The sequence below is a fragment of the Bradyrhizobium sp. I71 genome (assembly GCF_022354745.1).
Classification (GTDB): domain Bacteria; phylum Pseudomonadota; class Alphaproteobacteria; order Rhizobiales; family Xanthobacteraceae; genus Bradyrhizobium; species Bradyrhizobium liaoningense.
Map to the genome: position 1 here is coordinate 893,214 of NZ_CP059398.1, position 23,911 is coordinate 917,124.

The 23,911-nt window shown below is 65.6% G+C and carries 22 protein-coding genes; 13 read left to right on the forward strand and 9 right to left on the reverse strand.

The window, feature by feature from the left end; genetic code table 11:
• Positions 1–8: 8 nt before the first annotated feature.
• The 5 genes from FJV43_RS04510 to FJV43_RS04530 form a co-directional block, all read right to left on the reverse strand.
• Positions 9–1,448 (reverse strand): bifunctional serine/threonine-protein kinase/universal stress protein, encoded by a 1,440-nt coding sequence (locus FJV43_RS04510; protein ID WP_239624935.1) that lies wholly within the window; start codon positions 1,446–1,448, stop codon positions 9–11.
• 5 nt (positions 1,449–1,453) lie between these two features.
• Positions 1,454–2,194, reverse strand: coding sequence for a metallophosphoesterase family protein (locus FJV43_RS04515; RefSeq protein WP_239624937.1), 741 nt, complete (start codon positions 2,192–2,194; stop codon positions 1,454–1,456).
• Positions 2,195–2,309: 115 nt separating this feature from the next.
• Positions 2,310–2,915 (reverse strand): hypothetical protein, encoded by a 606-nt coding sequence (locus FJV43_RS04520; RefSeq protein WP_239624938.1) that lies wholly within the window; start codon positions 2,913–2,915, stop codon positions 2,310–2,312.
• Positions 2,908–3,594 (reverse strand): hypothetical protein, encoded by a 687-nt coding sequence (locus tag FJV43_RS04525; protein ID WP_239624940.1) that lies wholly within the window; start codon positions 3,592–3,594, stop codon positions 2,908–2,910. The genes FJV43_RS04520 and FJV43_RS04525 overlap by 8 nt, the downstream gene beginning before the upstream one ends.
• Entirely contained in the window at positions 3,591–4,361 is a 771-nt protein-coding gene (locus FJV43_RS04530; RefSeq protein ID WP_239624942.1) for a MotA/TolQ/ExbB proton channel family protein, read from the reverse strand. Before FJV43_RS04530 ends, FJV43_RS04525 begins: the two co-directional genes overlap by 4 nt.
• Before the next feature lie 199 nt (positions 4,362–4,560).
• Here FJV43_RS04530 and FJV43_RS04535 point away from each other — a divergent pair, with 199 nt between their 5' ends.
• Positions 4,561–5,928, forward strand: coding sequence for a histidine kinase (locus tag FJV43_RS04535; protein WP_239624944.1), 1,368 nt, complete (start codon positions 4,561–4,563; stop codon positions 5,926–5,928).
• 7 nt (positions 5,929–5,935) lie between these two features.
• Positions 5,936–6,589: a response regulator transcription factor gene (locus tag FJV43_RS04540; protein ID WP_239624946.1), complete on the forward strand. Its 654-nt coding sequence runs from the start codon at positions 5,936–5,938 to the stop codon at positions 6,587–6,589.
• Between the two features lie 452 nt (positions 6,590–7,041).
• Here the strand turns inward: FJV43_RS04540 and FJV43_RS04545 are convergent, their stop codons facing one another.
• Entirely contained in the window at positions 7,042–7,629 is a 588-nt protein-coding gene (locus FJV43_RS04545) for a TetR family transcriptional regulator (protein ID WP_239624947.1), read from the reverse strand.
• 581 nt (positions 7,630–8,210) lie between these two features.
• On the opposite strand from FJV43_RS04545, the gene purB reads away from it, so the two are divergent.
• Complete coding sequence (gene purB / locus FJV43_RS04550; protein WP_239624949.1) at positions 8,211–9,518, forward strand: adenylosuccinate lyase; 1,308 nt, start codon at positions 8,211–8,213, stop codon at positions 9,516–9,518.
• Positions 9,519–9,631: 113 nt separating this feature from the next.
• Positions 9,632–10,804 (forward strand): M20 aminoacylase family protein, encoded by a 1,173-nt coding sequence (locus FJV43_RS04555; protein WP_239624951.1) that lies wholly within the window; start codon positions 9,632–9,634, stop codon positions 10,802–10,804.
• 103 nt (positions 10,805–10,907) lie between these two features.
• Here the strand turns inward: FJV43_RS04555 and FJV43_RS04560 are convergent, their stop codons facing one another.
• Positions 10,908–12,710: a caspase family protein gene (locus tag FJV43_RS04560; protein WP_239624953.1), complete on the reverse strand. Its 1,803-nt coding sequence runs from the start codon at positions 12,708–12,710 to the stop codon at positions 10,908–10,910.
• Positions 12,711–12,921: 211 nt separating this feature from the next.
• Positions 12,922–14,829: an acyl-CoA synthetase gene (locus FJV43_RS04565; RefSeq protein ID WP_239624955.1), complete on the reverse strand. Its 1,908-nt coding sequence runs from the start codon at positions 14,827–14,829 to the stop codon at positions 12,922–12,924.
• A 228-nt stretch (positions 14,830–15,057) separates the two neighbouring features.
• Here FJV43_RS04565 and FJV43_RS04570 point away from each other — a divergent pair, with 228 nt between their 5' ends.
• From FJV43_RS04570 to FJV43_RS04610, 9 genes are all read left to right on the forward strand, one after another.
• Entirely contained in the window at positions 15,058–16,140 is a 1,083-nt protein-coding gene (locus tag FJV43_RS04570; protein ID WP_239624957.1) for a preprotein translocase subunit SecD, read from the forward strand.
• Between the two features lie 253 nt (positions 16,141–16,393).
• Positions 16,394–17,200, forward strand: coding sequence for a cyclic nucleotide-binding domain-containing protein (locus FJV43_RS04575; protein ID WP_239624959.1), 807 nt, complete (start codon positions 16,394–16,396; stop codon positions 17,198–17,200).
• A 108-nt stretch (positions 17,201–17,308) separates the two neighbouring features.
• Positions 17,309–18,106: a glutamate racemase gene (murI, locus tag FJV43_RS04580; protein ID WP_239624961.1), complete on the forward strand. Its 798-nt coding sequence runs from the start codon at positions 17,309–17,311 to the stop codon at positions 18,104–18,106.
• Between the two features lie 63 nt (positions 18,107–18,169).
• Positions 18,170–18,943 carry an aldolase/citrate lyase family protein gene (locus FJV43_RS04585; RefSeq protein WP_239624963.1) on the forward strand — a complete coding sequence of 258 codons (774 nt, stop codon included), beginning with the start codon at positions 18,170–18,172 and terminating at the stop codon, positions 18,941–18,943.
• A gap of 322 nt (positions 18,944–19,265) precedes the next feature.
• On the forward strand, positions 19,266–20,033 hold the full coding sequence (locus FJV43_RS04590) for an acyltransferase (RefSeq protein ID WP_239624965.1): 768 nt from the start codon (positions 19,266–19,268) through the stop codon (positions 20,031–20,033).
• 236 nt (positions 20,034–20,269) lie between these two features.
• Positions 20,270–20,887 carry a 30S ribosomal protein S4 gene (gene rpsD, locus FJV43_RS04595; RefSeq protein WP_239624967.1) on the forward strand — a complete coding sequence of 206 codons (618 nt, stop codon included), beginning with the start codon at positions 20,270–20,272 and terminating at the stop codon, positions 20,885–20,887.
• Positions 20,888–20,956: 69 nt separating this feature from the next.
• The gene (locus FJV43_RS04600) at positions 20,957–21,172 is read left to right on the forward strand and encodes a hypothetical protein (protein ID WP_239624969.1); all 216 of its coding nucleotides are present in this window, start codon (positions 20,957–20,959) and stop codon (positions 21,170–21,172) included.
• 31 nt (positions 21,173–21,203) lie between these two features.
• Positions 21,204–21,461, forward strand: a complete 258-nt coding sequence (locus tag FJV43_RS04605; protein WP_239624971.1) for a type II toxin-antitoxin system RelE/ParE family toxin — start codon at positions 21,204–21,206, stop codon at positions 21,459–21,461.
• A gap of 12 nt (positions 21,462–21,473) precedes the next feature.
• Positions 21,474–22,541 (forward strand): threonine aldolase family protein, encoded by a 1,068-nt coding sequence (locus FJV43_RS04610; RefSeq protein WP_239624973.1) that lies wholly within the window; start codon positions 21,474–21,476, stop codon positions 22,539–22,541.
• On the opposite strand, the gene FJV43_RS04615 is transcribed toward FJV43_RS04610, so the two are convergent.
• On the reverse strand, positions 22,542–23,804 hold the full coding sequence (locus FJV43_RS04615; RefSeq protein WP_239624975.1) for a serine hydrolase domain-containing protein: 1,263 nt from the start codon (positions 23,802–23,804) through the stop codon (positions 22,542–22,544).
• Positions 23,805–23,911: the final 107 nt, after the last annotated feature.

A 23,911-nucleotide genomic window follows, 5' to 3' on the forward strand; every position in this document is an offset into this window, starting at 1 on the left:
CAGTCGGCCTATCCTGCCCTGTCGCCGGCATCTGAGCCGCCGACATTGCCGGCCAGCCGCTGCGGCCGCACCACGGTGACGGTGCAGCTCGCTTCCGCGGCCACCTTGGCCGAGACACTGCCGAGCAGCGTTCGCCTGAACGAGCTCTGCCGTGCCCCGATGATGACGTGGTCGACCTGGTTGGCCTCGGCGAATTCCAGGATCGCGGCGGCGGGATCGACCGACTCCAGCACATGAGCCGTCAGCCGGCTCTCATCCAGCTTGAGCGGCGTCGCCCAATGCCTGAGCGCGACCAGGCGGTCGATATGCTTGTTGGAGCCCTGCTCGTCCAGCGTCCGGTCGATCGCGATCCGGTTCAGCTTGAGCACGTTGACGCAGGCGAGCCGCGCCGACGGCAAGGTGGCGAGGATGCGCTCGGTGGTCACGCGCAGCGCCTCGTTCAGCTCCGGTGCGCCCTCCACGGTGTCGAGCGCGACAGCGAGGATCGGGCTCGATGCGATCTGGGCCGCGACATCCGATTTCGCGCGCGGCGCCATGGCGCCAAGGTTGAAACGACGCCGCCAGGCGACGCTGAGAGGATCGCGTTTCACCCGCTCCGAGCGCGCGGTGAGCTTGACCTGGTCCGGATGGGCGAGATCGAAGGCGAGCTGGGACGCCGTCGGGTAGCGCCACACCGGCTCGATCTCGAGACACCGCAACACCACCTCCTGAAGCCAGGGCGGATAGTCCGCGCGGATCTTGCGCGGCGGATGCGGGTCGCGCCAGAGCCGGCGCCGCATCGCGCGCAGCGTCTCGCCCTCGCCGAACGGCCGCTCGCCGGTCGTGAAGAAATAGAGCAGCACGCCGAGCGAGAACAGGTCGCTGCGCGGATCGTCGCGCACCCCTGACAGCCGCTCGGGCGCCATGTAGGGCGCGGTGCCGTAAGGCAGGCGGAATTCCTCCTGCAGGAGATCCGGCAGGTGGTTGTGCTGCGACAGCCCGTAGTCGATCAGCACCGCCTCGCCGGAATCGCGGAACATGATGCTGCTGGGCTTGATATCGTGATGGATCACGTTCTGCCGGTGCAGATCAGCGAGCGCGGTTGCGATCTTGGCGACGAGCTGCCGCGCCTCGTCATAAGGCAGCGGCAGGTCAGGGAGCCGCTTGTAGAGCGTGGCGCCTGGGATGCGCTCGATCACGACATAGGCTTGGTGGGCGAAATCACCGGTGCCGAAGCAGGCCGGCACGTGCGGACCCGCGAGCCGCGGCAGGATCATCATCTCCATCTCGAAGGAGACGATCGCGGCGGGATCCTCGCCCTCCGACACCCGCGGGATCTTCATCAGCAAGGGCACGTCGATGCCCGGATGGGTGACGGTCCACAGCGTCGCCATGCCGCCGGCATGCACGCATTCACCGATGGTGTAACCGTCGATCTCCGCGCCTGACTTGACCAGGGGTTTCGGCATCGCGGTCAGCGCCCCTGCGACAGCCTGTCGGCCAGCCAGGGCGGCAGTCCGTTGTCGCGGATCCTGCTTGCCGCGGTCGCAATGTCATAGGGTGCGCGGCAATAGGTGACCTGGCATGAGACCGTATCGAACAGCACGAAGGACGCCGAAGGATCGCCGTCGCGAGGCTGGCCGACCGAGCCGAGCACGGCGAGCCATTGCCGTCCGCGCAGGAGCTGCACGGGGACGTCGGTCTTCGGCACGAAGCTCGTCATCTTGGCCGTCACCGACATCGAATAGAGCGCGGGGCGATGGATGTGGCCGCAGAACGTGACATGGGCGGGCGTCGCGATCAGGCTCTTGGCGGCGTCCACCGTCGAGCGGACATAGTGCCAGCGCTGGGGATGAGAGGCTTCGGAGTGCACGAACAGGCGGCCCTCGTCCTCTACCAGCATCGGCAATTCAGCCAGGAACCGCCGCTGCGCGGTGTCGAGCCGGCCGCGGGTCCATTCGATCGCGATCTGCGCCTCGGCGTTCATGGTCTCGGCCGAGGAATTGACCGCCTGGTCATGATTGCCGCGCACGGCGACGGCGCCCTGCGCAACGAGCTCCATCGCGGTATCCACCACCCACTCGGGATCGGCACCATAACCAACGAAATCGCCGAGCAGGACGAAGCGCTCCGCGCCCTTCGCACGGGCGATCTTCAGGCAAGCTTCAAACGCCTGCCGGTTGCCGTGGATATCCGAGAAGACAGCTAGCAGCACGCACCCTCCACCCTCCAAATCTTATTGAAGGCCGATAAGGCCAAATTGAGGGAGGTCAAGACCATGCGCCGGGACCGCGCCGTTTACCAGCGTGCCCGCGCGGCCGGTGAAGAGCCTACTGCTCGTCCTTGGGCGGCATCCGCGGCGGCGGCAGCGGCGTGAACACGGCGCCTTGCGCGCCGGCCGGCGGCGCATTGAACTCGCCGGTCGAGGAATCGCCGCCGCTGGTCTCCATGATCGTCTTGGGGGTCACATATTCGCGGACCATGTCGATCAGGCTGCCGTCGCCGCCGCCGAAATCCGCGGCGCGCCCGCCTTGAGGATGTCCGGCCGCGATCTCGTTCTCCGCGGCATGGGTCTTGTCGGCGAGTCTGTCGTTGTAGGGCACGCGGAAGGCCCGCGGGATGCCGCTCGGACGATTGTCCTCGTCGAGCTGCTCGACCCACAGATAGATCGAGCCGGGATCGCCCTGAAGCGAATGCGGCTCGACGATGCGGGCCTTCAACAGCTTGAAGGCGGCAGGCAGCCGGTCGGAACTGGCCCAGCCGAGCAGCCCGCGCATCTCGGTGAAGCTGACGACATAGAAGGCGCTGGTCACGATCACCGCGACCGCCTTCAGCGACCAGTGCAGGCGCGCATAGACCAGCACGACCAGCAGCAGCGCGCCGATCACGGCGTAGGCGACCGACAGCGTCAGGATGACCGTCTGCAGGCTAGTCACGGCGTATCCTCATAGGGTTCCCGCTCACACCGGTCCTCGGATCGAGATCGGCGCCGTTGCGCCAACCGCTGCGGAACGTCTCCAGCAGCGATTTCGGCCGCTGGTCGACATTGATGACCTTGCCCTCCTCATCGATCCGGAACCGCACCGCGGTCTTCTCGTCGCCGGTGTGGTCGAGCGTGAACTTGTTGTCGAACACCACCTGCGCCGTCGGATTGAGCTTCTGCACCTTCACGTTGGCCGTGACGGGCTCGCCGGTCGTCGCCACGAAATGCGAGACGTTGACGGTGTATTCGCCGGCGACGATGCCGCGCACGGTGACGATCTCCTCGCGGATCGGCGAGGCGATCTTCTTGCCGTTGACGATGATGAAGTCATTGGCTCCGCCGCGATCATCGCGGTCGAGCGTCAGGAAGCCGGCCTCCCGGTGGCGATACCAGGCGATGTTGCCGGCCGGATCCTGCACGAAGAGGTCGAGATCGTCCGGATGATTGTCCGGCCAGTCCATCGTGATGATGAACTCCGCCTTGGAGTCGATCTTGCCTTCCTTTGCGTCCGGCGAGACCGCGAGCAGCGCCAGGAAGAACAGGAACGCGATCACCTGGAGCGCCTTGAACAGCATCACGCCGAGCGGATCGAACGGCTCCTCGCGCGGATAGAGACCGAAATCATCCATCATGACGGCGCACCGGAACCTTTGCGCTCCAGCACCGGCGTCACATAGGTCTCCGTCAGCAGCACCGCATCCGAGAACACCCGCTGGGTCGCGGCGTCGAGCATGTAGTACTGGATGCGGACCAGGATCGAGCCGACGAGGCCGGCGAGCGTCGTGTACATCGCGACCGCCATGCCGTCGCTCATCAGGCCCATCGAGGAGCGCATCGCGACCTTGTCGGCGGCATCCAGCCCCGCGATCGGCGCCAGCATGATGATGAAGCCGATGATGGTGCCGAGCAGGCCGAGCTTCATCAGCGTGTCCGAGACGAAAGCACCGAAGCCGTTGGAGCCGCGCAACCGATCGGCGAGATTTCGCAACAGCAGCGTCTGGTCGACCGCCCGGTAGTCCTGCGCCGCGGCTTTCGTCACCAGGCTCTGGATGTGGTCGCGCACGAGGCCGCGCGGCAGCACCGCCGCGCTTGCATCCAGCGCCTTGCTGCCGTCCGGCGCCGCCAGCACCGCCCGGCAGCGCCGCGCCGCCGCGCCTTCACGCGCAATCGCCCGCGTGCGCAGGAAGCAATGGCCGCAGGTGAGGACATAAAGCAGCGCGATCACGCTGGAAATGTAGGTCCGGTCCGAGGTCAGCATCAGGTGGATCAGGCCGAAGCGCCACAGCAGCACGACGGCGAAGATCGAGAGCCCGGTGAAGATCATCCAGAACAGGAGCGCACTGCGCTCGGACGGGTCGGTCGCAGTCCCCGCGATCGGTCCAATCGTGATCGAACTCATGCTGCACCGCTCCTGGATTGCAGGCAATGGCCTGCAGCGTGTCCCCACCGAATAGATCAAAGCCGCCGTATCAGGTCCAAAGACCCATGCCCAATCCGGCTTGGGAAATTTGCCCGAGCTGCACTCCGGCCCGCCCCTGCAATTGGCAAGACGCGGCGGCGTTGTTAGGCTGACCTTACCAAACGTCGGGGGTGATCGCATGCGCCTCGTGCTTCAGCTTGTCGCCCGTCTGCTGCTCATCGTCGTGCTCTGCCTCGGAGCCGCGACCGTGTGGGCCACATTCGACGCCTATCGCAGCATCGATCGGGCGACCGCGGCCTCGGCGCAGCGGGTCGCGCAGGCGCTCCAGGCGCTGTATTGGCGCGAGCTTTTGTTGCGCAGCAGCAGAGCGCGCGAGCATCTCCTGCCGGTTCCCGACTGGCGCACGCTGGAGACGATGAAGCTGATCTCGCCCGGCGTCTGCGTCGAGTTCCAGCCGGCTGTGGCATTCGAGAAGCCGCTCTGCGGCCAGAGCGAGGGGCTGGGCAAGGCGCCGCCGCGCTGGTTCGCCGCCATTGTGCCCACCTTCCTCGGCAGCCACGCCGAGGTCATCCGGCCCGTCAGCCCCCGCGCAGCGGCTGCCGGCACGGTGGTTGCGACGCCGGACGGCGCGGCGGCCGTCTCGCTGGCCTGGGAGTACATCCTCAATGTAATCGATGTCGCGCTGCTCATGGCGGCGGCAATTGCGCTGCTCGCCTCGCTCGCGATCGCACATGCGCTGGCGCCGGCGCGCACGATCGTGACCGCCTTGCAGCGCATGGCGCGCGGTCAATATCGCACGAAACTGCCGCGTTTCCGCTCGATGGAGCTGGCGATGATCGGCACCGCCGTCGGCGAGCTCGGCAACCGGCTGGAGGAAGCTACCGAGCAGCGCGCCGCCCTGACGCGGCGCCTGATCGAAATCCGCGACGACGAGCGCCGCGCCCTCGCCCGCGAGCTGCACGACGAGTTCGGGCAGAATCTCTCCGCCATTCTCGCCTTCGCCAACACAATCGAGACAGCGAGCACGAAGGACCGCAGCACCGGAATCGCTCAGGATGCGCGCATGATCTCGCAGGCCACCCATCATCTGATGGCCTCGCTCCGCGATGCACTGAAGCGCCTGCGCAATCCGCTGCCCGAGGAGCTCGGGCTCGAGGCAAGCCTCGTCAATCTCGTCGACAGCTGGCGATCGCAGAGCGCGGCGCGGCCGACGATCCAGCTCGATCTCAGGGGTGACCTCACCGACATCAGCGGTCCGGCCGCCACCACGGCCTATCGCGTGGCACAGGAATGCCTGACCAACGCGCTGCGTCACGGCGTGGCGCGCGAGATCAGCCTGCGCGTCGAACGCCGTGCCGGCGAGGACGATGCGCTGCTGATCCGCGTCGAGGACGACGGCGGCGGCGACGCGGCCCGTGTCGCGCAGTCGGCCGGTTTCGGTCTGACCGGCATCCGCGAGCGCGTCACGGCAGCCGGCGGATCGCTGTCAATCCTGCCGGCCCGCGGCGGCCTCAGCGTTGCCGCCACCATCCCGCTCGCTGCGTGAGGCCGGGATGAGCGAGGTTGCAGCAACAGGCATCTCCGTGCTGCTGGTCGACGATCACCCGATCGTCCGGCAGGGCTACCGGCGCGTGCTGGAAAGCCAGGGCGATCTGCACGTCGTGGCGGAGGCCGAGAACGCCGCGGACGCCTACAGCGCGTTCAAGGCGCATGATCCCGACGTCGTCGTGCTCGATATCTCGATGCCCGGCGCGAGCGGGCTGGAGGCGATCCGCAACATCCGCGCGCGCAGCCCGCGGGCGCGGATTCTCGTCTTCACCATGCACAACGAAGCCGTGCTGGTGAAGGCCGCCTTCGGCGCCGGTGCCTCCGGCTTCGTCACCAAGAGCAGCGAGCCGTCCGCGGTTGTGCACGCCATCCGCAGCGTGGCGCGCGCCGAGCGCGCCATGAGCGACGACATCGCGCATATTCTGGCCGAGGACAGCCTGTCGCCGAGGGGTTCGGCGCTGGACCAGCTGGGTGAGCGCGAGATCGAGATCCTGCGCCAATTCGCCGGCGGCGCCACCACCGAGCAGATCGCGACGCATCTCAATCTCAGCGTCAAGACGGTGCAGAACTATCACTACCTGATCAAGACCAAGACCGGCGCGCGCACGGATGCGCAACTCGTGCGGCTGGCCGCGACCTGTGGGCTGACCAGAATCTAGCAGCCAGGCTGCCGCACTGCGTTATCCCTTGAAGCTTCTCAATCTGCTGAACGAAATTGGAACGGAGCCGATCCGGCTCCGGTTAGTACGCCAGAGAAGGAGTAAAGGGTCATGACTAAGGGTCACCACAAGGCAGTCGACCATCCCCCGATCATCACAGTAGGCGAGCTCATCGACGAACTTTGCCGCCTGCCGGACACAGCCGTCGTCCACTTTCGCTGCCCCATGTTCGATCAGGACCTGACGTTCTACCGCCTTCGAAAGCGGTCAAAGGACTCCGTCGAGATCGCAGTCAATGCATACCCGCATAGCCCGCCGGTCGTGCCGTCCTCCGATCCTGTCTTCCACACGCGAAAACATTCGGCTTCCTCGCCCTCGCTTCGCGATGGCGCCGCTCTCCAGAAGGCGAAAGGTTGATTGGCCGCACCCGCGATTCAATGGGACCTACGGCCCTAGGCTGTCCTCAGCCCGCGCAGCAGCAGAGCGAGCATCGCATCGACGCGCGCGGAGAGATCAGCGTCCTTCCACTCGTCGGCATGGGCCGGATGGTGGAAGCGGACGGTCGCATCGAAGATCGCGCGCGCGGTTGCCTTGACGTCGCCCACGGCGAATTCGCCCCGCTTCACGCCATCGGTCAGGATCGCCGCGATCTGGTCGATCATGGTGTCCTTGTGACATTTGACGGCCGCGCAGGCCTCGCGTGCCAGCGTCAGGTAGGTCTCGAACATCTCGGGATCGTCGAGCACACGCGAACGCTTGGCTGCGAACAGCGTGCGCAGCCAGCGGTCGAGCCTGTCGGGCGCCGGCCCCTGCTCGTTGGCGATCGCCAGCAACGGCGCGTCGATGCGGTCCAGCCAGCGTTTGGCAACGGCCTCGCGCAGCGAGGCCTTGCTGGGGAAATGGCGATAGACGCTGCCGTGGCTCACATCGAGCGCGCGGGCAACGTCGACCACGGTGGCCTTGGCAAGCCCGTAGCGCCTGAGCACGTCCTCGGTGACTTCGAGGATCCGCTCCGGCGTCAAGACAACGGCTTCATTCATGCCAGCACCATGTTCCCGTTTGGGGCTCAGTTACCCGGCAGTAGGGCTGCTTCCGAAGCGCCCTTGCCGGTCGTTCGGAAAGCCTATGCCTTAATGAGGCAGTTTTGCAGCCTGCGCCGCGATCTGGCGCGCCACCAGCAAATTGAGCCAATGCCCAATCACGCCGGTGAGATTGAGGATTTCGGTCGTCATTTCTTAAGTCTCCATTCGTCCGCGGTCCCCGTTCTTCGATCCGCCCTCCGATCCGAGCTTGTTTCGGATGTCGGGCTCTCCGGGGTTTATCGCGGGACGCCCAATCGGAGCGTCCGGAGACGGATATACACGTCCAGATGACAGATTTCAATATCTGTCAGTCAATGATCCGTGATTGACCGCTGATTTCTGCGGCCGGGCGCCCCCCTCGCCGGATACCGGTGCCGGCCGAACCTTGGCGCTGGCTGCCTGCTCGGTGCAATCATCCCCCGCTAGCTTGCGCCCGCCGTTTGTTTAGCCCTCCCCGCTCTGCTAAATCACGGCGTAAAAAACATTTTGGCCGGCACAGCCCCCCTTGGGCGGCCCGCCTACCTTGCTGGAGCCGTCAGATGATCCCCCGCTACACCCGCCCGGAAATGGCCGCGATCTGGGAACCGCAGACCCGGTTCAAGATCTGGTTCGAGATCGAGGCGCATGCGGCGGACGCGCTCGCCGAGCTCGGAACCATCCCCAAGGACGCCGCCAAGACGGTCTGGGCCAAGGCCAAGGACGCCACGTTCGACGTCGCCCGCATCGACGAGATCGAGCGTGAGACCAAGCACGACGTCATCGCCTTCCTCACCCACCTCGCCGAGATCGTCGGTCCCGAGGCGCGCTTCGTGCACCAGGGCATGACCTCCTCCGACGTGCTCGACACCTGCCTCAACGTCCAGCTCACCCGCGCCGCCGACCTGCTGCTCGCCGACCTCGACAAGGTGCTCGCCGCGCTGAAGAAGCGCGCGTTCGAGCACAAGATGACGCCGACCATCGGCCGCAGCCACGGCATCCACGCCGAGCCTGTCACCTTCGGCCTCAAGCTCGCCTACGCCTATGCCGAGTTCTCGCGCGCCAGGGAGCGCCTGATCGCGGCGCGCAAGGAGGTCGCGACCTGCGCCATTTCCGGCGCGGTCGGCACTTTCGCGCAGATCGATCCGCGCGTCGAAGAGCATGTCGCGAAAGCCATGGGGCTCGTGCCGGAGCCGATCTCGACCCAGGTGATCCCGCGCGATCGCCACGCCATGTATTTCTCGACGCTCGGCGTGATCGCCTCCTCGATCGAGCGGATCGCCGTGGAGATCCGCCACATGCAGCGCACCGAGGTACTGGAGGCCGAAGAGTTCTTCTCGGAGGGGCAGAAGGGCTCGTCCGCGATGCCGCACAAGCGCAACCCGGTGCTGTCGGAAAACCTCACCGGACTGTCGCGCATGGTACGGGCCTATGTGACGCCGGCCCTGGAGAACGTCGTGCTCTGGCACGAGCGCGACATCTCGCATTCCTCGGCCGAGCGGATGATGGGCCCCGACGCCACCGTGACGCTCGACTTCGCGCTGGTGCGCCTCGCCGGGCTGATCGACAAGCTGCTGGTGTACCCTGCCAACATGCAGAAGAACCTCGACCGCCTCGGCGGCCTCGTGCATTCGCAGCGCGTGCTGCTGGCGCTGACGCAGAAGGGCGCGAGCCGCGAGGACGCCTACAAGCTCGTGCAGCGTAACGCGATGCCGGTCTGGCGCGGCGAAGGCGACTTCCTCCAGCTCCTGAAGAAGGACATCGAGGTGAAGAAGTATCTCACCGACGCCGAGATCGAGGAGCAGTTCGACCTCGGCTATCACCTCAAGCACGTCGACACGATCTTCAAGCGCGTGTTCGGCGAGAGCTGAAGCGTCGCTTTCGTAGCCCGGGTGAGCGCAGCGCTACCCGGGAACTCTCTCGCGAAAGATCCCGGATGTCGCTGCGCTCATCCGGGCTACAACCAATCAAGAACGGATTCCTCATGCCCATCGTCAACCGCGTTGCCGCCCTCTCCGACGAAATGGCCGCCTGGCGCCATGACTTCCACGAGAACCCCGAGTTGCTCTACGAAGTCCACCGCACCGCCGGCATCGTCGCGGACAAGCTTCGCGAGTTCGGCTGCGACGAGGTGGTGACGGGCGTCGGCCGCACCGGCGTGGTCGGCGTGATCCGCGGCCGCAAGTCGGCCTCCGGCAAGGCCATCGGCCTGCGCGCCGACATGGACGCGCTGCCGATCATGGAGACGTCGGGCGTGCCTTATGCCTCCAAGGTCCCCGGCAAGATGCACGCATGCGGGCATGACGGCCACACCGCCATGCTGCTGGGCGCCGCCAAATATCTCGCCGAGACGCGCAATTTCGACGGGACCGCGATCATGATCTTCCAACCCGCCGAGGAAGGCGGCGGCGGCGGCAAGGCGATGGTCGAGGACGGGCTGATGACGCGCTGGAACATCCAGGAGGTCTACGGCATGCACAACATGCCGGGGCTGCCCGAGGGCCATTTCGCAACCACGCCCGGCCCGATGCTCGCGTCCTCCGACAACATCCAGATCACCGTCCGCGGCAAGGGCGGCCACGCCGGCGCGGGCCCGCACAAATCCGTCGACAGCGTGCTGATCGGCTCGCAGATCGTGAATGCGCTGCAATCGATCGTCGCGCGCAACGTCGATCCGCTGAAATCGGCGGTGATCTCGGTCACGCAGTTCCATTCCGGCACCGCCTTCAACATCATCCCGGAGGTCGCAGAGCTCGCCGGCACCGTGCGCACGCTCGACCCCGAGGTGCGCGATCTCGTCGAGCGCCGCATCGGCGAAGTTGCCGACAGCATCGCCCGCGCCTATGGCGGCTCGGCCGAGACGAAGTACACGCGGATGTATCCGGTGACGATGAACCATGCCCGCGAGGCCGGCATGGCCGCCGAGGTCGCCCGCGACATCGTCGGCGCTGAGCGCGTCAACGACAAGTTCGTCCCGATGATGGGCGCCGAGGACTTCTCGTTCATGCTGGAAGCGCGCCCAGGAGCAATGGTGCTTGTCGGCATGGGCGACGGCAACGAATGCCACCACCCGGGTTACATCTTCAACGACAACATCCTGGGCCACGGCGCGTCGTTCTGGGCGCGCCTCGTCGAAACGCGGATGCCGGCGGACTGAAGCCGAATTTGTCGCACTTGCAGATGAGGTAACGGGGCCGGCCGCCCGGATGACCGACTCGTCGGCCGTAGCTCGAACAGCGAAGGCGGAGCGTACCTCGTCGTCAGTTGCAGATTTCGGCTGGTATCTTGACCGCGGGATTGGAAGGATGATTGGCTGTCCCGAGCCGGCACCCCTTAGCGATCGGCCTGCAACCGGCGCTGGTGCAGATCACCTGCCCCGAAGCTTGCGGCGCTGACGGCGCGGCTTCCGTTTGTCTTCGATCCTGATCCCGTCTTTTCGAATCTTCCCGCGTCGCGACCGGCTTCTTCTCCGGGATCTTCTCGCACTCGTTGTCGTCACCGACGCGATAGCCGGCACGGCAGGTGATCTTTACGCATTGATCGCCGTCGGCCTTGAAGCCGAAATTGCAGACGAGCGGGCAGATCCGGCCCGGCTTCGCCTTCAGCGCATCGAGGGCGTCGACGCTGGCGAGCTTCACGTCGAACTGGGTGCCGGCATATTTGTTGAACAGCGTCAGCGAACGCTGCGCGGCCGACGTCCATTCGCCTTCGGCGGCAGATGTCAGGCAGCCAACGCGGCGCAACTCGCTCTGCACCGACTTGGCGAGGTCAGCTGCGGATAACGTTGATGTCGGGGCCGGTGAGAGCGCGGCCACCTTCTGGGTCTCTGCTTCGGGCATCTGCCGGTCGGCGGCCGGCTTTGTGGTCTGCTCCGCTTTCTCCGCCGCCTGCTTTGCCGCAAGCTCGGCCCTGGCCTTCTCCGCCGCCTGCTTCTCGGCCAGTGCCTTCGCTGCTGCCGCCTCGGCAGCCTTGCGCTGGCGCTCGGCCGCTTCAGCCCTCGCCTGCTCGATCTGCTTCTGCTTCTCCGCGGCGATCCGCGCCTCCTCGGCCGCCTTGGCCGCCGCGGCCGCCTTCTCCTGCTCGGCCTTCTGGGCGCGCTCGGCAATCAGCCTCGCCTTCTCCTGCTCGGCCGCCCTGGCCTTTTGCTCGGCTGCAGCGCGCGTCTCTTCCGCAGCGATCTTGTTCAACTGGCCCTTGGCGAGATTGGCATAGAACCCCTCCGGATATTGCGCCAGGAACGCTTCCCAGCCGTCCCGCGTGCCGAGCTGGAGCGCGAGCTCATAATCCCTGCGAATCGCCTCCTGCGGGTTTGCCTGGGGGCCGGTCGCGGCTGGCCTTGCGACCAGCGGCACGTCGTCACCGCCGAGCGAGCCGTAGACATACGGCTCCTGCTTGTAGCCGGTCGCCTTGAGCACGTCGTCGCGCACGAAGCCGAAGGCCTTGCGCAGGTCGAGTCCCGGCTTCGGCAGATGCTCGACCAGTGCGGTGGCGAACGGACTGTTTCTGGAATCGCCGTCGGAGGCCGTCGATCCCGCCTTTGCCGCGAAGGCAATCATGGTGTTGGGGGTGGTCGGCTCGACCTTGGCCAGGCCGCGCCCGATCGCACGTGAGGCCAGCGTGCGCTTCATCGTCTTCGCGAACGGGTTGTCGCGGCAGGCGTCCAGGATGATCAGGCGCAATTGCTTGGCCGGCTCGACCGCGAACAGCGCGCGCTCCACCGGAATGGTTTCGTCGAGAACGTCGCCATCCGTCTCCAGCGTCGCGTCGGTTGGAATGAGATAATTATTGCCGTCGAGCTCGATGCCGTGACCGGCGTAGTAGATCACCGCCATCTCCGCATCGCGCGACCTGCCGGCAAACTCGCGCAGCATGCGCCGCATCTCGCTGGCGCTGAGATCGAGCCTCACGTCGACGGAATCGAAGCCGGCCTTCTTGAACATGCCGCCGACCAGCGTGGCGTCGTTGACGGGGTTACCGAGCTTCGGCGCGCTCTTGTAGGCGGAATTGCCGATGACAAGCGCCACCCGCCGGTCGGCATGTGCCGGACCGCAAGCAAAACCCATCGCCAATATGAGCCAAACAAATAGCCGAAACGGAATCACTTGCGTCCCCCCGGATGCAATTCCATGAGACTATTCGGTAGCGTCGCCGATTGCCAATTCTTACTATGTGATACCGATCACATAGCGGCTGTCGCTCAGCGATATGGATAACGCGGCGAAGCGTCGCCCTCCTAATCGAAAGTGAGCCCAAACCCGGTCCTGCCTGCGTTCGCTACCTCTGCACCACCTCGTGGCGCATCACGAACGGTGCAAGCAGCGCATGCACTTCGCTCGCAACTACCTCGCGCTGATCCTCCGGCAATCCCGTCAGCGTCACGGTCGCGATCGAGCCATGGCTGCCATGGGCGCCGACCTTCACCTTGCAATCGATGCCGCGCTCGACCAGCGGCGCCAGCACCTTGGTGAACACGCGCTGCGCCGCGTCCCAGCGCAGCTGCGGCTTGAACACCTTTCCGACACCGGTCACCGGCATCGGATCGATCGGAATGACCTGCACCGGGACGGCCGCGCGCTCCGGCGTGCGCTCCCGCACCCACGCCTCCAGCTCGCCCGGCTCGACCTTGGCGCCCGGCTTCAACTGCACGTAGCCCACCGGCAGCTCGCCGGCATAGGCATCGGGCTGGCCGACCACCGCGGCGAAGCCGACCGCGGGGTGACGGAACATGATCTCCTCGATCGGCGCCGGATCGATGTTGTGGCCGCCGCGGATCACGAGATCCTTGGCGCGGCCGGTGATCCAGAGATAGCCGTCGGCATCGAGCCGGCCGAGATCGCCGGAGTTGACCCAGACCTCGTCGACGAAGGCGCCCTTGTTGTGCTCGTCGTTGAGATAGCCGCCGAACACACCGGGCCCGGCCATGATGACGACGCCGATCTCGTCGGTCGCGCAGTCGCGGATCAGGCGTCCCTCGGCATCGAGCTGCACGATTCGCACGCGCGCATAAGGCATGGGAAGGCCGACCGAGCCGAGCCGGATCGGCCGCGACGGATAGGCCAGCGTGTGCACGCTCGAGGTCTCGGTCATGCCGTAGACCTCGACCACCGGCAGCTTCAGCTTCTCCTGAATCGCCGAACCGACCGCGACCGGAATCGCCGAGCCGCCACCTGCCGCATATTTCAGGCTCGATATGTCCGCGTTATCAGGCGGCACCGCGAGGGTGGCGGCAAGCACCGTCGGCACGCTCGACAGCGCTTCGGGCTTGAAGCGCTCGACCAGCTGCCAGATGTTCTTCACTGCATTCGGATTGCGCCAGCCGCTCGGCGACAACACGACCAGCGAGCCGCCGCTCGACAGCGTCAGCAGGACCTGCGTCAGCGAGCCCCCGACGTGGAACAGCGGCATTCCGAACAGCAGGTTTGCGCCGGGCTTCGCCTTCAGCAGCAGATTGAGCGCCCAGGCCTGATAGACTTGGTTGGCATGCGTGTGCCGTACCAGCTTTGGCGTGCCGGTGGTGCCGCCGGTATGGAAATAAGCAGCGATGTCGCTGCCGAGAATCCGGCGTCCGCTGACGAGCCGGTCCGCCGGCTGCTGCTTGATCAGGTCGCCGAAGGCGAAGATGCCCTTGGTGGGATCGCCGCCGCCGAACACCTGCACGATGGCCTTGAGGTGCTTGAGCTGCGGGCGGATCTGCTCGACCTTCTGCCAGATGTCGGTGCCCGGCATCGGTCCGAGCGCCACCAGGATCTTGGTGTTCGCGGCCTCCAGGATCTCGGCGATCTGGTGTGGCTCGAGCAGCGGGTTGACGGGATTGGCGATGCCGGCGGCCTCCGCGCCGAACAGCGTGACGAAGGCATCGGGCACCAGCGGCAACATGAAGCTGATGACGTCGCCCTTCTCGGCGCCGAGCGCGTGAAACATGTTGGCGGCCTGCGTGACGCGCGCGATGAAATCGCGATAGGTGACGACCAGCGGCGTATCGGCGGGATCGGCGTTTTGCAGGAACTGGATCGCCGCCCCGTCGGGATTGCGCGCCGCACCTAGCCTGATCGCGTCATAGGTGCTCTCGGCCGCGACGCGGTCGGCGTAAGGGACCTGCTCGAACGCCCCGACATCCTCGTCCGTCAAAAGATCCGGATAGTCGTTGCCGATGAACCGATCGAGCGCGTGGATGCCCGCCATGAAATTCCGTCCTCCCTCAGATGCATGTCCCCGCCCCCGTATCTTCTGACATCTTGGTTCGGCGAGGCCCCGGCCGATCGCCGGCCGAGCGCGGACAGAATGATGGATGATTGAGCGTTCGTCCATCGCCTACCGGCCGTGGCGCTTGAACCTCTGCGGCTGATCCGGGGACCAAGAACTGGCACTGAATTCGCTCGCCAGCGTCCTGCCGCAAGACTTGAGGTCATCATGACGACGCCCCCGCGGAATCGCATCACATGGCTGATTGCAGCGTTCGCGACGGTATTCGCAATCGCTCTGCCCTCTGCCACTCTCGGCGCGGACACCCAGTTCGACAAGATGCGCGCCAAGGTCGCAGCCTTCGTCGCCGACAAGATGGAGAAGCTGGGCGGATCCCGCATCATCTACAGGGTGGACACCGACGGCTTGCGGGTGGCCGTCGTCACCGATCTGCGCGACGACGTCTACAAGACCTTGCGCGAGGGCCGGATCGCCTTCTCCGGCCTTGCGATCCGCGACGGCGGCGTCGACGTGAAGATCGCGGACGCGAAGGGCCGCGAACAGCTCACGCGCAAACTCGCGTCGGCAGCCGAGGGACTGCCGGCGCATGCGTTCACCGTGACTGATGGCGGAGACGGTCTGATCAGGCTTGCACCGACCGACGCCGCATCCGCCGAGCGGCTGCGCGACCTCGTCGAAGATTCCATCGCCATGATCGAGCAGCGCCTCAAGGATGCCGGCGTCAAGCTTGCCAGTGTTCAAGTCGATGGGACGGACCGCATCCGCATCTTCCTGCCCGGCGTGATGGAGCCCGAGCATGTCACCGCGATCTTCGCCAGGAAGGTCAAGGTCGGCTTCCGCCTGATCGACCTCTCAATGTCCGCGGAGCAGGCGCAATCCGGCGCGCCTCCGGCAGGCACCGAAGTCCTGCTCGGCTTCAAGGACAGGCGCCCCTATCTGGTCGCCAAGGACAGCGCGCTCGAGGGCGACGACATCAGCTATGCCGGTCCGGGATTTACGAGCGACACGAAAGAGCCGATCGCCTCGTTCCGTTTCAACGGCCGCGGCACGCGGCGCTTCGCCCACATCACTGCAGAGAACGTCGGGAAGCCCTTTGCCATCGTGCTCGACGACAAGGTAATCTCCGCTCCCGTGATCCGCGAGCCCATCACCGGCGGCTCGGGCCAGATCGCCGGCAACTTCACCCTGGAAGAGGCCAACAGCGTCGCGATGCTGCTGCGCGCCGGCTCGTTGCCAGGGCGCCTCGGCCTCGCCGAGCAGCAGGTCGTGCAACCCGCCACCAAGCCTTAAGCGACAGTCGCGCCACGCCCCGGCTGCACCGGCATCCCGGCCGGTCCGCGACGCCGCAGCCCGCACGGCTGCCCCGAATCACGGCCGCGCCGCGGCCAGGCGGGCAACCAAGAGGCAATTGCCGAAACGCCCGATCAAGCTAAAATTTGCCTCTTGCAGCATGACGGCCGGAAGCGTCATTCAAGCGGTCGTCATTCGATTTCGGCTATACGGGTGCCGACCAGGATTGAAGGCCTTACGCGAGGACCAGATCATGCCGTCCGGCAGCGCAGACATTTCGTCGATCCTCGACCGCATTCTCGATGCGGCAACCGATAACCTCAGGATCGCCAAGATCCTGGTCCAGATGGGCCTCGACCCGAACAACGTCACCTACGACGCGATCTTCAACCGGCTGCTGGAGATCTTTGTCCAGAACATCACGCTGGCCAATCTGTTCGCCGCGGTGGGCGCCGGCTTCTTCGTCGCCACGCTCTTGATGCGGACGATGGTGCCGCTGCGTGTCGCCAACATGATCGGCTGCGGGTTCTTCGCCGTCTTCGGCGCGCTCTCCGCCAACGTCGCGACGTTCCTCCTGTATCTCCTGCTGCTTCCGATCAACGCCCTGCGCCTGCGGCAGATGCTCAAGCTGGTCAGGAAGGCGCGCCATGCGGCCGAGGGCGACATGTCGATCGAATGGCTCAAGCCGTTCATGACCGAGCGCAAATATCGGCGCGGCGACACGCTGTTCAAGCTGCGCGATCCCGCGAAGGAGATGTTCCTCACGGTCACCGGCAAGTTCCTGGTCAAGGAGATCAACGTCGAGATCGGGCCCGGAGCGCTGATGGGCGAGCTCGGCTTCCTCACGCCGGACAACCGGCGCACGGGAACGGTCGAATGCATCGAAGACGGCCAGGTGCTGACGATCACCTATGACCGGTTGCTCGAGATCTACTTCCAGGACCCGCAGTTCGGCTACTATTTCCTGGTGCTGACCAGCCAGCGCCTCCTGCAAAACATCGATCGCCTGCAGAAGCAGCTGGCGGCGGAGCGCGCGGCGACGACGAACAGGATCGCATGACCGCCGCGCGGGCCACGTGACGTCGGCCTCCGTCCGGGACTTTGCGGGGCCCCGCCGCAAAATCGCCCTAAAAACCGAATGGTAACCATGACGGGCTAGGGTATTGGCGTGACCAATTCTGAAACCATCCTGGTGTTCGATTCCGGCCTTGGCGGGCTCACGGTGCTCCGTGAGGTCGTGGCCGCGCGCCCGGGTGCCCATTACGTCTATGTCGCCGACGACGCCTTCTTCCCCTATGGGCACCATGACGAGGCTGAGATCATCGCCCGCGTGGTGCCGCTGATGGGCGAGTTGATCGGTACGCATGATCCCGACCTCGTCGTCATTGCGTGCAACACGGCCTCCACCCTGGTCCTGTCGCACTTGCGCGCCGCATATTCCCTGCCCTTCGTCGGCACGGTGCCGGCGATCAAGCCGGCCTGCGCGCAGTCGAGGACCCGCCGCGTCTCGGTGCTCGGGACCAAGGGAACGGTGAAGCGGGAATACACGAAGGCGCTGATCCGCGATTTCGCGCAAGGCTGCGAGGTGACGCTGGTCGGCTCGCCCGAGCTTGCGTCGCTGGCCGAAGCCGAGCTCCGCGGCGCGCCGGTCAGCGACGAGGCCCTCGCCGCCGAACTCGCGCCGTGCTTCGTCGGCGATCCCGCCGACGCGACGTCGCGCACCGACACGGTGGTGCTCGCCTGCACGCATTATCCGCTGCTGCTCGATCGGCTGAGGCGGCTCGCACCCTGGCCGGTCGACTGGATCGATCCGGCCCCGGCGATCGCCCGCCGCGTCTCCGATCTGCTTGGCCCGCGGATCGGCGCACTCGCGCAGTCGGGCGCTGAGATGATCTTCACCTCAAACCGCGCGCACGGCCTGTCGGCCACGCTGACGCCGTTCTTCGGCGGGCGCGCGCTGGCCTGACTTTGCGCGGCAACGAGCCGCTGCTAGGCTCCGCCGTCGTCATCTTTCCCGCAGGCCATTTCCATGTCGGTCCCGTCCACGCCGCTCAACCGCCTCCGCCAAATGTGGCGCGAGGGTCGTCCTGCCTTCGGCGCCATCGCGACGATCCCGAGCGTGCAGACCGTGCAGATCATGGCGCGCTCGCTCGACTGGATCATCGTCGATCTCGAACACGGCCCGATCGGATTGACCGAAGCGCATGCGATGATCGCCGCCACGACCGGCACGCCCTGCACTCCCTTGGTGCGGATCGCGGCGAACGAGCCATGGCTTGCCAAGGCACCGATGGACATCGGCGCCTTCGGCATCAACTTCCCCATGATCACCAATCGTGCGGAGGCTGAGAAAGCGGTCCGTAGCGTGCGCTACCCGCCACGCGGCGACCGGCTCTGGGGTCCGTTCCACGCCCCGTTCCGTTGGGGCCAGTCGATGCCGGACTACATGGCGAGCGCCGACGACGAGATGATCTGCATGATCACCATCGAGCATGTCGACGCGGTCAATCGCATCGACGAGATCATGGCGACGCCGGGCATCGACGTCGCCGTCATCGGCCCCGGCGATCTCGCCACCTCCATCAACAAGCGCGGCCAGATGGACGATCCGGAGTTGCTCGAACTGATCGCGCGCGCCGAGGCCGGCATCCTCAGAAGTGGCGTGCCGATCGGGGGCGTGGCGCGCACCGCCGACCAGGCCAACGCCCTGATCGACCGCGGCTACCGCGCGATCGCGCTGGGCTTCGACTGGTCGCTGTTCCAGCGCGGCATCATGGCGGCGTTCGAGGGCATCAAGCGCTGAATCGCCGCAACGCGTGTGGCCGGCCTTGCCGGGAACTGCGGCGCTGCTAGGGGTCCGTAGTTCAGAGGGGAAACATGCTCGAGACGACTTTCCTCGCGCAATCCTTGGCCAGCCTTGCCTCAACAGGCCCTGCCTTTGGCGACAAGCAATTGAAAATATTAATAATTTGCGCGGTCGACAAGGCCGAACCGCTGGCTTCACCGGCGCCCTGAAAGCGGCGAACCCAACGGTCCCAAGCCGGTTGGTTCATGCTAGAGCACGGGACGAGCGGACGACCCGCTGGTTGCACATATTTTAATCTTATCCCAGGAATTATAGAGCGATGCGCGGGACGCCCAAGACCATTTCGCTGCGGCGCCGCCTGATCTGCGACCTCATGCACGCCTCGATGGGCGTGCCCTTCGTTTCGCTCTCCCGTTCGCTCAATATCCGCCCCCTGCTGGATGCCCGCGCAGGCGCGGCGGCACCCGCCGGCTGGGCCGCGATCTTCGTCAAAGCCTTCGCCCTGGTTGCCCGAGACGAGCCGATCCTGCGCACCGTCTACGCCAAATGGCCTTGGCCGACCCTCTATGAGCTGCCGAAGAGCGTGGCGCTGGTGGCGATCGCCCGGGTCGAGGCCGGCGAGGAATGCGTGATGCCGCAGCGAATCGCGGCCCCGGAGGCCCTGTCGCTGGCGGCGATCGATGCCGAGATCCGACGCGGCAAGACGGCCCCAGTTGAGGACGTCCCGATGTTCCGCAAGATCATGCGGGCGACCCGGCTGCCGTTGCCGCTCCGGCGGCTGTCATGGGCCATCGGCCTGAATTTCGGCCGCCAGCGCGGCAACTGGTTCGGCAGCTTCGCGGTGAGCTCGGTAGCCGCCTATGGCGGCGGCGAGCTCCACCCCATCACGCCGGGCCCCTTTATCATCAGCTATGGGCTTGTCGAGACCGACCAGACCATCCATGTCGTGATCCGTTGGGACCACCGGGTCACCGACGCCGCCCCCATTGCCCGGGTCCTGAGCCGGCTGGAGCAGGTCCTGAACACTGAAATCGCTGCCGAATTGCGGGCGGCCGGTTCTAAGCCGATCCGGGCGGTCGGGACCTGAACGCGCGGCGGCCATCCCAGCGCTGCGTACCGCCCGGGAATGACCGCTAAAGAATTGACAGCCAGCCCCAAACTCCCCTAAAAGCCGCCTGCTCGCGGGCCGATTTCGGCCCGCGAAGCGTTTCGCGACCCGTGGTCAAATCCCTTAAGCTTTGGGGATCGGACCTGTCGGTGCCGGGCCAGGCCCGTCACACAGGAGGGCGCGTTTCCTCAAACCATGCAACCGAAGAGGACGCGATGACTAAGCGCAGTGAGGCGAAGTACAAGATCGATCGCCGTATGGGCCAGAACATCTGGGGCCGCCCGAAGAGCCCCGTGAACCGCCGCGAATATGGCCCCGGCCAGCACGGCCAGCGCCGCAAGGGCAAGCTCTCCGACTTCGGCGTGCAGCTCCGTGCCAAGCAGAAGCTGAAGGGCTATTACGCCAACATCAGCGAGCGCCAGTTCCACGGCATCTATGTCGAGGCGAGCCGCCTCAAGGGTGACACCGGCGAGAACCTGATCGGCCTGCTCGAGCGCCGTCTCGACGCGGTGGTGTACCGCGCCAAGTTCGTCTCGACGATCTTCGCCGCGCGCCAGTTCATCAACCACGGCCACGTCAAGGTGAACGGCCGCAAGGTCAACATTTCGAGCTACCAGCTCAAGGTCGGCGACGTCGTCGAGGTCAAGGAAGCCTCCAAGCAGCTCGCCCACGTCCTCGAAGCCAGCCAGCTCCCGGAGCGCGACGTGCCCGACTATCTCGAAGTCGACCACGGCAAGATGACCGCGAAGTACACGCGCATCCCCAACCTCTCCGACGTGCCGTTCCCGGTGCAGATGGAGCCGCATCTGGTGGTCGAATTCTATTCGCGCTGATAATTTCGGCAGATCGACGTACAAAGGCCCCGGTATCCGGGGCCTTTTTGTTGTGGTAACGTGCTGTCGATGTCCCGGACGACCGACCAGTTCGCCAAAATCACCCCATCAGCCACGCCTAGCGAGGCGGAGCTTGAGGCGTGGGCCAAGCTGTCCCGCGACGAACAGGTCCGCCGATATCAAGCATTGTTTGCGCAGCCCGATTGCAACGAGTTCACCTCGGACACGCCGGACGACATTCTGGCTGCCGCACGCCAACGCGTTGCTCAACGCCGCCATGGCTGAGTACCGGTTATCGGAGCGTACCCGAGCCGATTTGATCGACATCTACGACTTCACCGAGAGCCGGTTCGGCAAATATCAGGCTGAGGCTTACTATGCAGGTTTGATCCGGTCCTTCGGGCTTCTGGCCGATTTCCCTCTCATTGGCCAACAGGTGGATGAACTCGCGGCTGGCTATCGGCGTTTCCGCTTCCAATCACATCTGATTTTCTACACGGTGCAATCCGACCACGTCGAAATCCGCGCCATTCTCCACGGTGCGCAAGACATCAGGCCGCAATTGTTCGACTAGACGAGACCAGTCATGCTCTACACCCCTCCCCCGATCGATCCCAAGGCGCCACCTGTCCGAATCAACCTGCTCTCGGACACGCAGACCAGGCCGACGGCCGCGATGCGCGAGGCGATGGCGCGGGCGGAGGTCGGCGACGAGCAGGTCGGCGACGATCCGACCGTCAATACGCTGTGCGAGCGCGTCGCGGATCTGCTGGGCAAGGAAGCGGCGGTCTACATGCCCTCCGGCACGATGTGCAACGTGACCGCGACGCTGGTGCATTGCCGTCCCGGCGACGAGATCCTCGCCCATGAGACCGCGCACATCATCGCGCGCGAGGGCGGCGCGCATGCGGCGATCGGCGGCTTCCAGGTCACGCAGCTCAAGGGCGAGGGCGGCCAGTTCACGCCGGAGACTCTTCGCAAGGCGCTGCATCCGCGCACGCGCTACCAGCCGCCGCAGACCGTCATCAGCGTCGAGCAGACCGCCAATATCGGCGGCGGCACGATCTGGAAGAAGACCGCGCTCGACGAGATCGTCGCGATCGCCAGGCAACACGGCCTCGTCACCCACATGGACGGCGCGCGCTTGCTCAACGCCACCGTAGCAAGCGGCATCTCTCCGCGCGACATGACCGCGGGCTGGGATTCGGCCTGGATCGACTTCTCCAAGGGCTTGGGCGCACCGATCGGCGGCGTGCTCGCGGGCTCACGCGCCTTCATCGACGCGGTGTGGCAGTGGAAGCAGCGCCTCGGCGGCTCGATGCGGCAGGCCGGGATCTGCGCGGCGGCCTGCATCTACGCGCTCGACCATCACGTCGAGCGCCTGGCCGACGACCACGCCAATGCGCGGGCGCTTGCCCGCGGACTGTCGCAGATCTCAGGCATCGAGGTCCAGGAGCCCGAGACCAATCTCGTGTTCTTCAAGCCGGACGGCGCTGGCATTCCCGGCGACAAGATGGTCGCCGCGCTCCGTCAACGCGGCGTGACGCTTGCGATGATGGACGGCCGCATCCGCGCCTGCACCCATCTCGACGTCAATGCGAGCCAGATCGAGGAGACGATCGGATACGTGCGCGAGATCGTGCGCGGCGCCTGATCACCGCCCCATCGCCTGATAGATCAGCGTCTTCAGTTCGAGTTGGATCCGGCCGCGCTGCGACGGGGTCTGCGCCATGAAGATTCCGAACAGATCGTCCTCGGGATCGACGAAGAAGAACGTGCCGGCAACCCCGTCCCAGCGATATTCGCCTGTAGGCCAGGACGTGCCCGGAGGCACCGAGGTGCGCACCGCGAAGCCGAGGCCGAAGCCCGAGCTTCCACCCGGATAGTACATCTGGTCGCGGACGATCTTCGTCTCGGGTCCGATGTGGTCCGAAACCATCAGCGCAATGGTCTCGGGCTTCAGATAGCGACGGCCCTCGTAAGTGCCGCCATTCAGCAGCATCTGCGCGAAGCGGGCGTAGTCGCCGATCGTGCCGACCATGCCGGCGCCGCCCGATTCCCATCTCACGGACCGCCTGATGTCGCGGACTGCAGTCGTCGGGCTGATGTTGCGGTCCTCCGGCATCGGCTCGGCGATACGTGCAAACCTGGCGGGATCGGCAACGTAGAACGCAGTCTCGCTCATGCCGAGCGGATCGAGCAGACGCTCCTTCTCGAACTGGAGCAGCGTCCTGCCCGAGACCACTTCGACCACGCGGCCGAGCACGTCGGTGCCAAAACCGTAATCCCACACCGTGCCTGGCTGCTCGGCGAGCGGCAGCGTGGCGAGCTTCGCGACGAACTCGGCATTGGAGAGATCGCTGTTGAAGAGGTCCGCCGCGGCATGGACCTCGCGCACCAGTCCACCGCCACGAAAGCCGTAAGGCAGTCCCGCGGTGTGGCGCAAGAGGTCCTTGATCGTGATCGGACGCTGCTGCGGCTCCAGCATCAGAGAAACCTTGCCGTCCGCTGCTTTCCTTTCGATGCCCACCTTCATGCAGGCAAAGGCCGGAATGTATTTGGACACGGGATCGTCGAGCGAAAGCCTGCCTTCCTCGACCAGCATCATCGCCACGACGGATGTGATCGGCTTCGACATCGAATAGAGGCGGAAGATCGTATCCGCGCTCATCGATATCCGGGTGCCGACATCGCGAACGCCGAAATTCTCGTAGTAGACGGGCTTGCCGTGTTGCTGGAGCAGCAGGATGGCGCCGGGGATCTTGCCGGTGGCAACCTCGTTCCGGATGTAGTCGGAAACCTTCGCCAGCCCTTCCGCGGAGAGAGTGCGGGCAGCGCGTCCCTCGGCGCCGGCCTTCGCACCGACGACGGCAACGAGAAGAACGAGCCCCGCGATGAACGCGCTGCGTCCACGCATGTCATTTCTCCATGGCTTGAACCGACTGCTTCAATGTTTGCTGCACGCGCTCGCACTCGGTCGGGATCTGCTTCAGGAGGACGAGGAACTTTTCCTGCCTCGGATCG